Annotated in this window: 11 protein-coding genes; 8 read left to right on the top strand and 3 right to left on the bottom strand. The window is 54.7% G+C overall.

Annotation, left to right across the window (positions count from 1 at the left end; translation table 11 throughout):
* The first annotated feature begins 3 nt into the window (after nucleotides 1-3).
* From JRC49_04080 to JRC49_04045, 8 genes are all read left to right on the top strand, one after another.
* A complete protein-coding gene (locus JRC49_04080) occupies nucleotides 4-1,152 on the top strand; it encodes a D-alanyl-D-alanine carboxypeptidase family protein (protein ID QTE72011.1) in 1,149 nt (382 codons plus the stop codon).
* Nucleotides 1,153-1,176: 24 nt separating this feature from the next.
* On the top strand, nucleotides 1,177-2,154 hold the full coding sequence (locus tag JRC49_04075) for an ABC transporter substrate-binding protein (GenBank protein ID QTE72010.1): 978 nt from the start codon (nucleotides 1,177-1,179) through the stop codon (nucleotides 2,152-2,154).
* Nucleotide 2,155: 1 nt separating this feature from the next.
* Nucleotides 2,156-3,634: a histidine kinase gene (locus tag JRC49_04070; GenBank protein ID QTE72009.1), complete on the top strand. Its 1,479-nt coding sequence runs from the start codon at nucleotides 2,156-2,158 to the stop codon at nucleotides 3,632-3,634.
* Nucleotides 3,609-5,177, top strand: coding sequence for a response regulator (locus JRC49_04065; protein ID QTE72008.1), 1,569 nt, complete (start codon nucleotides 3,609-3,611; stop codon nucleotides 5,175-5,177). Before JRC49_04070 ends, JRC49_04065 begins: the two co-directional genes overlap by 26 nt.
* A gap of 131 nt (nucleotides 5,178-5,308) precedes the next feature.
* Nucleotides 5,309-6,319 (top strand): substrate-binding domain-containing protein, encoded by a 1,011-nt coding sequence (locus tag JRC49_04060; GenBank protein QTE72007.1) that lies wholly within the window; start codon nucleotides 5,309-5,311, stop codon nucleotides 6,317-6,319.
* 211 nt (nucleotides 6,320-6,530) lie between these two features.
* The gene (locus tag JRC49_04055; protein ID QTE72786.1) at nucleotides 6,531-8,045 is read left to right on the top strand and encodes a sugar ABC transporter ATP-binding protein; all 1,515 of its coding nucleotides are present in this window, start codon (nucleotides 6,531-6,533) and stop codon (nucleotides 8,043-8,045) included.
* Between the two features lie 8 nt (nucleotides 8,046-8,053).
* On the top strand, nucleotides 8,054-9,133 hold the full coding sequence (locus JRC49_04050; GenBank protein ID QTE72785.1) for an ABC transporter permease: 1,080 nt from the start codon (nucleotides 8,054-8,056) through the stop codon (nucleotides 9,131-9,133).
* Between the two features lie 20 nt (nucleotides 9,134-9,153).
* Nucleotides 9,154-10,200: a sugar ABC transporter permease YjfF gene (locus tag JRC49_04045; protein ID QTE72784.1), complete on the top strand. Its 1,047-nt coding sequence runs from the start codon at nucleotides 9,154-9,156 to the stop codon at nucleotides 10,198-10,200.
* Between the two features lie 67 nt (nucleotides 10,201-10,267).
* Here JRC49_04045 and JRC49_04040 read toward each other — a convergent pair whose 3' ends face one another.
* The 3 genes from JRC49_04040 to JRC49_04030 form a co-directional block, all read right to left on the bottom strand.
* Nucleotides 10,268-11,077: a hypothetical protein gene (locus JRC49_04040; GenBank protein ID QTE72006.1), complete on the bottom strand. Its 810-nt coding sequence runs from the start codon at nucleotides 11,075-11,077 to the stop codon at nucleotides 10,268-10,270.
* Nucleotides 11,077-12,060, bottom strand: coding sequence for a LacI family DNA-binding transcriptional regulator (locus JRC49_04035; GenBank protein QTE72005.1), 984 nt, complete (start codon nucleotides 12,058-12,060; stop codon nucleotides 11,077-11,079). The genes JRC49_04040 and JRC49_04035 overlap by 1 nt, the downstream gene beginning before the upstream one ends.
* 172 nt (nucleotides 12,061-12,232) lie before the next feature.
* Nucleotides 12,233-12,817 (bottom strand): energy-coupled thiamine transporter ThiT, encoded by a 585-nt coding sequence (locus tag JRC49_04030; protein ID QTE72004.1) that lies wholly within the window; start codon nucleotides 12,815-12,817, stop codon nucleotides 12,233-12,235.
* Between the last annotated feature and the right edge of the window lie 70 nt (nucleotides 12,818-12,887).

Below are 12,887 nucleotides of genomic sequence, written 5' to 3'. Positions count from 1 at the left end.
TATATGAAACACGGTTTACGGAACCTTACAGCGCTGCTGATGGCAGTGCTTATGCTGATGTGCCTGTGTCCTGAACAGGCTGCTTTCGCGGAGAGCGCGGTGGAGACGGAGACCCAGGCAGCGGAGCAAACCACCAAGACAAAAATGTCCGCCTCAGAGCTCCAGGCCCAGGGAATTCTCACAGTGGGCGCAAAAGGTGAGGAAGTGACCAAACTTCAGCAGCGGCTGAAGGACCTGGGATACCTGGAAGGCAAAGTGGACGGTCAGTACGGCGGCGGAACCAAACGCGCCGTGATTGCCTTCCAGCGCCGGAACGGACTGACCACAGACGGTGTGGCCGGCACGGATACACAGAACAAGCTGTATGCGGAAGACGCCCTGGCCGCGCCGAATGGCAGCCCGGTGGATACGCTGGCCGGAGACATTCCCATGCTGGTCAACAAGGAACACCCGCTGGCAGACGGAGAGTTTTTTACTCCGGCTGACCTGGTACAGCTGAATAAGGAACTGAGCAGTAAACTGGTTACGATCAAGTATAAAAAGACCCGCGGCGTTAAAGCAGCTGTGGATGCCCTGAAAGAGATGCTGGAGGCGGCGAAGGAAGACGGTATCGGCAAATGGCAGATCAGCGCGGGTTACCGCACATGGGACGACCAGGTCAGCATGCTGAATTCCAAGGTCAAGAGCATCCAGAAGAGCCATAAGGACTGGAGCAGCTCCAAAGCACGCCGCGCAGCCCTGCGGACTGTGGCGGAACCGGGAAGCAGCGAGCATCACCTGGGACTGGCTTTTGATATCAATAAGAAAGGTTCTTCCAAATTCGCAGGCACAAAGCAGAGCGACTGGCTGAACGAGCACTGCTGGGAGTACGGCTTCATTATCCGCTACCAGAAAGAAAAGGAAAAGATCACCGGCTTTGAGGCGGAACCCTGGCATATCCGTTATGTGGGTATAGAACATGCCCTGTATATGAGGGATCATGATCTGTGCCTGGAGGAATACATCCAGGGACTGGAGGACGGAAGCATCCAGAATCCGGCAGCCCGGACAGCGAATGACGCGGATTCCGGAAATAATAATGAAACGATTGATTCGGATCCGGGAGAGTCCTCGGATGAACCTTCGGAAGAGACAGAGGAACCCGCAGCATAAGAAAGATAAAAGCAGGTGAAACGTATGCGTAGAAGAATCGTGCCGATCCTTGTGCTGCTTGTGTTGTTCCTCCTGACCGGCTGTGCAGGGAAACAGGAAACAGGCGGAGACAGCGCGTCTGTTGTGGTTGGCTTTTCCCAGCTGGGAGCGGAAAGCTCCTGGCGTATTGCAAACACTGCCAGCATGGAACAGGCCGCGAAGGCTGCCGGTTACGGGCTGATGATGGAAAACGCGAACCAGAAACAGGAAAAGCAGATCGACGCGATCCGTTCCTTTATTGCATACCGCGTGGACGTGATTGTTTTCTCGCCGATTGTGCAGACCGGCTGGGACAATGTGCTGGCGGAAGCAAAACAGGCAGACATTCCGGTGATTATCATGGACCGGATGATTGATACCCAGGATGACTCATTGTACAGAGCCTATGTGGGTGCGGATTTCTACGCTGAAGGCGTCCGGGCCGGGGAATACCTGATCCGGAAGGCTGACGCGCTGGGCGCTGATCATCTGCGGATCGTGGAAATCTGCGGTACGACAGGGTCCACTCCCATGCAGGACCGGCAGCGGGGCTTCATGGACGTGATCGGGAAGGATGAACGGTTCACCGTTATCGAAAGCGTGGACGGGGATTTCCTCCAGTCCAAGGGTGAGGAGTGCATGCGGGAACTCCTGCAGAAATACGGGACAGACGGCATCGACGTGATATACTCCCACAATGACGCTATGACGCTTGGCGCGCTGAATGTGCTGGAGAAGGAAGAAACCGCCGGATCCAAAGACATGATCATCATCACTGTGGACGGGGAAAAGGACGCGGTGGATGCCCTGAAGGCCGGAAAAATCAACTGTGTGGTACAGTGTACGCCGCACCTGGGACCTTCCGTAATGAAGCTGGTCAGGGATGTGACGGCCGGAAAGGAAATACCCAAAGTATATCATCCGGATGAGGGAGCGTTCAGTGACTTCGACGACCTGACTGATCCGGCGGTGGAGGGTTTCTGATATGAAACGCAGCGGAATGACCAGCATTACCGCGCAAGTCCGCCGATCAGTTTTCTCCATTGCCTTCCTGCTGGCAGTACCGGCAGTGATCGGCCTGGTGGTTATGATGCTTTATTCCTCCCGGACACAGGCCATGATCCGGAGAATGGATGCCATAGCCGGGATGAAGCCTGCACTGGAGAGCACCATTGCCGAGAACCTGTTCTCTGTAGCCGCAGGCCGGAGCACCTTCGAGGACAGCGGCGTACAGGGACTGATCACCGAAACGGACAATACGCTGGATATGCTCCTCGCGGAGACTGAAGGCAGCGGGCAGATGCAGCTGACCATTGCCCGGCGGACAATGGACACGCTGGAACAGTATGTGCTCAGGGTACGGGACGGCATGGAAGCCGGAACGCCCATCAGTACAATTGAAAAGATCGTGGATGAAGTCCGTGACGTCGGGCGTCTGGTATCAGACATGCTGGACGCCTTTACTACGGATGAAATTGCCAATGCTTCGGTTGCCAGCGGACGGCTGAGAATCATTGTGGTTGTTGCAGCGGTGGCAGAGGTGCTGCTGCTCCTGATCGCCTTCCTGCGCACACGGTATGAAACAAACAAGCTGACGGAATCGATTCATTCCTCCATCTATTCATTGGAAGGAACGGTCCGGCGAATCGCAGAAGGGAACTTCGGTGACCGGGTGCAGGGCATGAACGTGGAGGAACTGCGTGACCTTGGCGAAAAGGTTAACCAGATGGCAGACCGCCTGGAAACCCTGATCGCACAGATCCGCCAGAACCAGGACCACCTGGCCCGGGCGGAACTGCGTACGCTGCAGGCACAGATTAATCCTCACTTCCTGTACAATACGCTGGACGCCATTGTCTGGCAGGCTGAATCGGGAAAAGGGGAAGAAGTGGTTCACCTGACCCGGAACCTGAGCGACTTCTTCCGGATTTCACTGTCCGCCGGCGCAGACTGGATTCCGGTGAGCCAGGAACTGAAGCATGTGTCCGCTTACCTGAGTATCCAGAAAACAAGGTACCGGGATATCCTGGACTATGAAGTGGATCAGCCGGAAGGCCTGGAAGAAATCTACATGCTGAAACTGCTGCTGCAGCCGCTGGTTGAGAATGCCCTGTACCATGGGATCAAGAACAAGCGGGGCGGCGGTATGATCCGGGTAAAGGTTCAGATCCAGAACCGGATTATGACATTCACGGTGGCCGATACAGGCAAGGGAATGACGCCGGAACAGCTGGAGGAAGTGGAAACGCTCCTGAAAGAGAACGTGCCAACTGCCCAGCCCGCACCTGAACCGGGACATTCCGGTTTCGGCATGCGGAACGTGGATATGCGCATCCGCCTGTATTATGGCAAAAAGACCGGCCTGCTGATCAGCTCAGGGCCGGAGGGAACAGAGGTATCATTCAGTATTCCGATTCGTACAAGGGAGGAAATCGACCATGATGAAAGTCTTTCTCGTGGATGATGAAATTGCTATCCGGGAGAATCTCCGGAATTCCTTTCCATGGGAAGAGAAAGGCTATCAGCTGGTTGGCGAAGCTCCGGACGGCGAAATGGCATTGCCGATGCTGCGGGACCTGAACGCGGACATCCTCCTGACTGATATCCGGATGCCCTTTATGGATGGAATCAAGCTGTGCGAGGAAGTGCAGCGGACGATGCCGTGGGTGGAACGGATTATTCTTTCCGGCTATGACGATTTTACCTACGCCCGGAAGGCGATTTCCCTGGGCGTAAAGGAATACCTGCTGAAACCGGTGACCGCCGCGGAACTTGAAGCAGCGCTGAACCGGGTCAGCCGGCAGATTGAGGAGAAACGCCGTGACCGGGAAAACCTGACGGCACTGCGGGAACGCCTGTCTTCCGGAAACCAGTTCCTGCGGGACAAGCTGCTGGCCTCCCTGTTTACGGACGAAGGGGACAGCGAGGATGACGCGGCCATGCTCCGGCAGATGCGGGAGCTGGGTGTGAACCTGAAAGCGGGCTGCTATGCTGTGATTGATATCGCCTTCCCGGCGGAAGGAGAGAAACGGATCAGCTGCCGGAACGCACTGACTTCCCTGGCAGAGATGAGCGGCGGCGGGGTTTATGTCTGCGGCGCGCCGAAGGGTGCCCGGGCGCTGGTGCTGGGAGACAATCCGGAGGATACAGAGGAGCGGGCCTATTCCTTCGCCAATTCCGCCATGCACCTGCCGGAACTGGCCCAGGAGAAACGGCTGCTGATTTCTGTGGGGGAAACCGTGACAGATTTCCGGGATATCCGGCAGTCCATGAAAGGTGCAAGGCATGCCCGGCACCTGCAGGGTCCCGAAGCGAACGAAGAACGGAGAATTATCGGCGTCAACGAAAACAACAGCCAGCTGCAGCCCCTGTCCGAAACGGAACTGAGCCCGCTGTATGAGCGGCTGCAGTATGCTTCCGAGGAAGAAGTGGAACCCATCCTGACGGAATATACCCGGTCCCTGGATCCTTCCCTGGCGCTGGGTTATCTGCGGGTTGCAGGACTGCTGGCGGCGCGCAGGATTATCCAGGAAGGGGAGGGCGTGCCCAAGGAAGTGCTGTCGGATGACACGGTGGAGGAAGCCCTGCGCACCGAAGGCGAAGAAGGCTTCCGCCTGCTGGCCGAACTGCTCCGGAAGGCAATTGCCTTCCGCAATCGGAACCGGGCCGGATACGGGGATCCGACCATCAGCCGAGCCCGGGCTTATCTTTCCGAACACTACGCGGATCCGAACTTGATGCTGCAGGATGTAGCCGGAGAAGTGCATCTGTCCCAGAGCCATTTTTCCACGGTATTTGCCCAGGAAACCGGCCTGACCTTTACCCAGTACCTGACGGCGCTCCGAATCGGTAAAGCCAAGGAACTGCTGGAAGCAACGGAGATGAGATCCTCGCAGATTGCGCAGGAGGTGGGATACAACGATTCCCATTATTTCAGCTATCTTTTCAAGAAAACGACGGGAATGACCCCCAGCGAGTTCCGCCGTAGCAACCGGACCGGGGAGTAAAAAAATCAACTTCAGGGAAACGATTTCAAACCGGATCTGCAAACCAACATGGCAGAAACGGAAAAAAACAAACCAAAACAATAATCCTCTGTATTTCAATCACAGGGGATTATTTTTATACTGTAACCAACATGGCAGGGATGCCAAAAATGAAATGGAGGTTTTTTACCATGAAGAAACTGTTGGCTCTGGTTATCGCACTGGTGATGGTGCTGGCCGCTACGTCCGCTTTCGCGGAGGATCTGCTGAAGATCGGTTACGTCCAGGTTGGACATGAGTCTGACTGGCGTATGGCGAACACTCAGAACTACTACGACGTGTTCACCAAGGAAGCCGGATTCGAACTGGAACTGATCGACTGCGACAACGACCACGCTCTGCAGCTGGCCAAGGTTCGTGAGTTTGTTCAGAAGGACTTCGACTACATCGTTATCGACCCGATCCAGACCGCTGGCTGGGACGACGTTCTGAAAGAAGTTCAGGAAGCCGGAATCCCCTGCATCATCGCTGACCGTTCTGTGGACGCTTCCGATGAACTGTACACCACCGCTGTTGGTACCAACATGACCGCTGAAGGCGAAACCGCCGGCAAGTGGCTGGAAGAGTACCTGGCCGGCAAGGCTGCCAAGATCCTGGTGATCGAAGGCTCCACCGGTTCCTCCGCTGCCATCGGCCGTGCCGAAGGCTTCAACAACATCGCTGCCAACCATCCTGAGTGGGAAATCCTGGCCAGCCAGGACGGCGACTTCACCCAGAACGGCGGACAGGCTGTTATGGAAGACTTCATCAAGCGCTTCCCCGAATTCGACGTGGTTGTGTGCCACAACGATAACGAAGCTTACGGCGCTATGGACGCTATGGACGCTGCCGGCATCAAGTATGGCATTGGCGAAAAGATCATCATCTCCTTCGACGCGACTCATGAAGGTCTGCAGAGAACCCTGGACGGCAAAATCCTGTGCAACGTGGAATGCAACCCCATCCAGGCTGTTATCGTTATGAACGTTATCAACAAGCTGCAGGCTGGCGAAGCGGTTGACAAGTTCACCCTCGTGCCCGACGAAGGCTTCTGCGCTCCCGGAATCGAAAGTGCTCTCGTGACCGTTATGTCCGACGAAGTTCTGGCTGCCCGCAAGTATTAATTCCAATCACCTAAGCAGCCGGTTCTGCACAAGGAACAAGGAAACTTACAGCGGAAGGAACCGGAAGGTTTCTTCCGCCTTTCCTATTCTAAAACCGCCATTTCAAAAAACTGAAAGTTGTTTCTCCCGACCGAGGAGAATCTTCTCCGGCGGAGAATACAGAATATAAAAGCGATTTATCCGGATGAATAATAAGAGAGGGAAAGCAGTCATGAGCAATGAAGTGATCCTCAGCATGCGCGGCATCTGCATGACGTTCCCGGGCGTAAAGGCGTTGAGCGACGTTGATTTTACGCTCAGGAGCGGAGAGATACACGCACTGATGGGGGAAAACGGCGCGGGAAAATCCACCCTGATCAAATGCCTGACGGGCGTCAATGATTTTGAAAAGGGTGAAATTTTCATGGGACCGGAAATGCGTCCCATCAGAAACCACTCCACACTGGAGGCACAGAAAAACGGTATTTCCACCGTGTACCAGGAAGTGAACCTCTGTCCCAACCTGAGCGTGGCGGAGAACCTTTTTATCGGCCGCGAGCCGCTGACGAAACTTGGCACCATCAACCATAAAGCCATGACGAACCGGGCCCGGGAACTGATGAAAAAGCTGGACATCCAGGTGGACGTTACCCAGGCACTGGAGAATTATTCCATTGCCCTGCAGCAGATGATCGCCATTGCCCGTGCTGTGGATATGGAGAGCAAGGTGCTGATCCTGGATGAGCCCACTTCCTCCCTGGACGACAACGAAGTGGAAAAGCTGTTCAAAATGATGAGAGCGCTCCGGGATGAGGGCATCGGCATCATCTTCGTTACTCACTTCCTGGAACAGGTTTACGCGGTCTGCGACCGGATTACGGTGCTCCGCAACGGCCAGCTGGTAGGCGAGTATGAGATCTCTGACCTGCCCCGCCTCAAGCTGGTGGCAGCTATGATGGGTAAGGATTTCGACGATCTGCAGTCCATCAAGTCCAAGGAAGATGAAGCTGTGTCCGAGGAAGTGCTGATTGACGCAAAGGGCCTGAGCCATGCACGGAAAATCAAGCCCTTCGACCTGGACATCCACAAGGGTGAGGTCATCGGCCTGACGGGCCTGCTGGGCAGCGGCCGCAGTGAGCTGGCCCGCTGTATTTACGGCGCTGACAAGGCACAGACCGGCACCCTGAAAGTGAAGGGAAAAGAAATAAAAATCAACGCGCCGATCGACGCCATGCGGCTTGGCATGGGCCTGCTGCCTGACGACCGGAAGGCGGAAGGTATTGTGGAAGACCTGTCAGTCCGTGAAAACATTATGCTGGCCATGCAGTCCCTGGCCGGTGTTGTGAAGCGGATCCCGATGGAAAAGCAGATGGAGATTACGAAGAAGTTCATCGATCTGCTTGATATCAAGACCCCCAGCACAGAGACGCTGGTCAAACAGCTGTCCGGCGGCAATCAGCAGAAGGTTATCATTGCCCGCTGGCTTGCGACCAACCCGGACTTCCTGATCCTGGACGAACCCACCCGCGGTATCGACGTCGGTACGAAAACGGAAATCCAGAAGCTGGTGGTGGATCTGGCACGCCAGGGAAAGAGCGTGATCTTCATTTCCTCTGAAATCGAGGAGATGCTCCGTACCTGCAACCGCCTGGCGGTGCTGCGCGACGGAGAAAAGGTCGGAGAACTGACCGAAGACCTGACCCAGGAGTCAGTGATGAAGGTCATTGCCGGAGGTGAGCGGAGTTGAAAAGTGTGATTGACTGGCTGAAAAAGGTATCCAAGAAACCGTTGTTCCTGCCGCTGGTCAGCGTTTTCCTGGTGCTGATCATCAATGTGGTGTATGACGCGATTCAAGGCAACTATATTTTTGAATTCCTGAAGTTTGAACTGAAGGAAGGCGCGCTGTACGGCCGTATCATCGATATTCTCAACCGCGGCAGTGAAGCTGCGATCCTGGCCATCGGTATGACGCTGGTGGTTTCCTCTTCCGCCGGTACGGATATTTCCGTGGGCTCTGTGATGAGCCTGGCCGGCAGCCTGTGCTGTATGCTGCTTGCCGGTTTCGGTGTAACGCATGTGCGTGAGATCGGTGATCTGCAGATGCCGATCTTCGTCGGCGTGATCGCCGGTATTGCCGTGGCGGGCCTGTGCGGTCTGTTCAACGGTTTCCTGGTGGCAAAGATGAAGATACAGCCAATGGTGGCCACGCTGATTTTCTTCACCGCGGGCCGCGCCATCGGCCTGCTGCTCACCAACAACAAGATGGTGTATATCCATCTGGAACAGTTCAAGGTGTTCGGCGGAAAACTGTGGATTTTCCCCACGCCTACAGTGATCGCCGCGGCATGTATCCTGATCATGACGCTGATCCTGAAAACAACCTCCCTGGGTATGTATGTACAGTCCGTGGGTATCAACCCCAAGGCATCCAGGATCGCCGGCATCAACTCTGTGGCGATTATCCTGCTGTGCTACGTGATCTGCGGCCTGTTCTCCGGTGTGGCCGGCATCGTGGCTACCTCCCGGATCTATTCCGCTGACTCCAACAATATCGGCCTGAACCTGGAGCTGGACGCAATCCTGGCAGTGGCCCTGGGCGGCAACAGCCTGGGCGGCGGCCGGTTTAACCTGGCCGGTTCCATTATCGGTGCCTATACCATCCAGGCCATTACAACCACCATGTATGCACTGGGTGTGGCCAAGGCTCAGGCTCCTGTGTATAAGGCGATCATCGTTATCCTGATCGTTGTTGTACAGTCCCCGGCGGTGAAAGCGTACTTTGCGCATCGCAAGGCACAGAAAGAGGGCGGCCTTGCAGTCGCGGGGAGGAGTTGAGCAAAATGGAAAAGAACAACATGAACAAGAAGAAGAACATTAACAGCCATTCCATACTGCTGCTTATCACTGTGGGTTTGTTCATCCTGCTGTACGCAGCCGGATATTTCATGTATGGCTTCGGCGCCAATGCAAAAGGCTTTGAAAAGCTCCAGAATTTCCTGGATATTTTCCGGACCAATGCAGCTTTGATCTGCATTGCCTGCGGCATGACCTGTGTTATGCTGACCGGCGGTATTGATATCTCTGTCGGTTCCCTGGTGGCCATGGATTGTATGATCCTGTCCGTAGGCATGGAAAACAGCGGGATTTCTCCCTCGCTGCTGGTACCCTTTGTGCTGCTGATCGGTGTTGTGTTCGGCGCGGTACAGGGTTATCTGATTGGTTACCTGGGAATCCAGCCCTTCATCGTGACGATGGCAGGCATGTTCTTTGCCCGCGGTATGACAGCCATGATCTGCACTGACCAGGTCAACATTACCGTGGACAACTGGTTCAAGCAGGTGGCGGCTGTTAAGGTGTATATGCCCTTTGAACTGGGCGCTGTGGTCAACAAGCGCGGCGTCAAGATGGTACCCTATGTGAACATTCCGGTAGTCATTGCGCTGGTGGTTGTGGTACTGGTGTTCCTGATGCTGCGTTATACCCGTACGGGCCGCAGCATGTATGCGGTAGGCGGCAACCAGCAGAGCGCCGCACTGATGGGCCTGAACACCAAAAGGACCAAGATGATCACCTACATCCTGTCTTCTTTCCTCTGCTCCATCGGCGGTGTGCTTTACTGCATGAACACCATGTGCGGTACAACGACCCAAGCGCTGGGCCTGGAAATGAAGGCCATTTCTTCCGCGGTTATCGGCGGTACGCTGCTGACCGGCGGTGTAGGCAATGTGTTTGGTTCTTTTGTGGGTGTGCTGATCAACGGTACGATCAACAGCCTGGTCAGCTTCAACGGAGAACTGACCAAACTGGGCGGCACGGTGCCCAACGTGGTGTCCGCTTTCCTGCTGTTCCTGTTTATCATGCTGCAGGCTGTATTTGCCAAGCTGCGTGAACGGAAACAGTAAACCGAAACATAATCAAAAGCCGTATCCGGATTCAGACCGGATACGGCTTTTCTGATGCTGTAATCATTTATTCACCGGCAAAGATGATATCATCCCGGAGCCGGTAGAGGGTGGCGCCGCATTTCTTCCGGCAGAAGAAACCGACCCACTCATCAATGGACAGTTCGCAGTCGTACATGACCTTTCCGTAACGGAGGCCGTTAATCCGCTTACCGCTCCGGTTGCTTTCCAGGGAACGGACCGTGTCGGTTTCGGGATCGTAATCTGACATGAAGATCGCGCTGTGGGCGCCCTTGCCGCCGGAGTAATCGCCGGTCATCTGGAAATAATCGCCCTTCCGGGTCTGCTTCATGAATTCCCGGGCCAATGCGATGTTCTCGTCCTTGGAAAGGGATTTATCATACAGGAACTGAGCGGCGATTTCAAAGGGATTGCCGTCGCAGGCGGGGATATCTTCCCAGCAGTAGCCATAGGCATAGGGCCTGCACTTTTTCTCCGGCAGGTTGTTGGGGATTTTCAGCTCCTTGTCCGGATACTCCGCCATCCGGTAGCGATCCCGGGTCTGACGGAAGAGGTGGACGGTGAAATTCTTACAGACGTAGATATCGCCCTTGTAATGGGCACGCTGAAGCTTTCCGTCAGCTTTTTCGTACAGTTCCCTGCCCAGGGAGATGATATCCTCGATAAAGGCATCCCGGGCAACAGATGATGCCTCTTCCCCGTCCGGAGAAGAGGCGGTCTCATCGGAGAGGATATCCTCGTCCAAAGAAATATCTTCGGTCTCTTCTTCCCCGTATACCGGGAAGGAGAAGAGGCACAGCATCAAGAGAAGGGCAGCCAGCAGGAATAAAAGCTTCCTGCGCGAGGTAAAAGGCATCAGACAGTTTCTCCTTCAATCAACTTACCGGAAACAGTAACCTGTTTCGGCATATGACTGTCCGGGAATTCGATCGCGTCGATCAGCAGGCTGAAAACTTCCTTGGCAATCCGCGGGGTGTCCTGGCAGTAGGTGGTCAGCCGCGGCGTAATCATCTGGCTCATGAGAATGCCGTCATAGCCGACCAGGCTGATATCCTGGGGCACCTTGATTCCCTGGGCTTCCAACAGCCACAGGGCACCGAGACAGCTGTAGTCATCGGGGCAGAGAACGCAGGTGGGTTTATCTTTCTGCTGAAGCAGCTCCTGAATATAAGCGGCGCAGTCTGCGGAATTATGGAAGTGTCCCTCACGGACATATTCCACGGGAACACGAATACCCAATTCTGCACAGATCTTGTAGAATCCTGCAAGGCGTTCACGGCTGACCGCACCTTTTTCACCCTGGATGAAGGCAATTTTGCGATGACCGCGGGCATAGATATGACGGACAATCTGTTCCATACTCCTGCGGTTATCACTGGTGACGCAGTCCACACCTTCGTAGGTATGATCCACGATGACGGTGGGAATACTGCTGGTAGCCAGACGGATGATGCCGGCGGATTCAAAATCAGCCTGAACCACGATGACACCGTCCATGCTCCGCTGCCGGGCGTGCTCGTAGTAGTTGCTTTCAGCGAAACCGCCCCGGCCGATGAAGGTAAGGTCGTAACCGTTGCGTTCAGCTTCCAGGCGAAGCTCGTCGAAAAGCGAACTGAAATATTCATGATTCATCCGGTCTTCATAGATGATGCCGATGTTGTTGGATTTGCTGGTCTTCAGCGTTCTGGCAGCGGCATTCGGATAATATCCCATATCCTTGGCCGTCTGGCAGATGAATGCGGTCCTCTCCCTGCTGTCGCTAGTTAAACCATTCAGAGCACGGGAGACCGTTGCGACGGATACACCGCACACCTCCGCTATATCCTTCAATCTGACCATGATCGAATGAATCCCCCTTCCGCAAATCGGTAATCGTTTGCTGTTTTTTCATCATTTTACAGCAAAATGTAACTGACGTCAACTAAATTTACAATAATTGCGTAACTAAAAATTAGACAAAGGAAAAGACAGCAATGTAACTGCTGTCTTTATAAGGAAATATCAGATATTTTCAGCGGATGTCTTCCCGACGAATAAACCTGGCCAGGGGCTGATAGATCAGCATGGCGATGACCATGGTTACCACAAGCTCTGCCAGCATATACCAGCCGTTATACAGGAAGGAATAAATCCAGGGATTGGTCATGGTCATGTTCATGAAGGATTCCGGCATCCACACACCCCAGATCCAGGCGCCGCTGATCAGGTGGCAGATGAACCGAAGCACGAAGGTAACAACGATGCCAACGGCCAGGCTCTTGCGGGTCTTGCCAAGAACGGTGTCGAAGAGGCCGGAAAAGCCGATGGCGGTGTAGGCAATGATATAGTCCAGCAGGATAACGCCGACGGCCATAATAAAGTTGGCAGCATATCCGACGTTGTCCAGGCCGAGCAGGAGCTGGATTGCACTGTAAACAAAAGCGGTGGGAACGCCCCACTTCCAGCCCCAGCGATGGCTGATCAGTACAACGGGCAGCATGCTGGCGATGGTAACGCCGCCGCCGAAGGGCAGGTCAATCTTCAGAAGGCTCAGTACGGTTCCCAGCGCGATCATAATGGCGCTTTCGGTCAGTTTGCGGGTCAGGTTTTTATTCATGGTCTTCCTCCTTTTCTGATCCGGCGGACATAAGAAAACCCACATGCCTGAAGACATGCGGGAAACGGTT

The organism is Clostridiales bacterium FE2011 (assembly GCA_017569305.1).
GTDB lineage: Bacteria > Bacillota > Clostridia > Christensenellales > Aristaeellaceae > Aristaeella.
The sequence above is the reverse complement of the archived record's forward strand: the minus strand, read 5'-3'. Positions and strand labels throughout refer to the sequence as shown.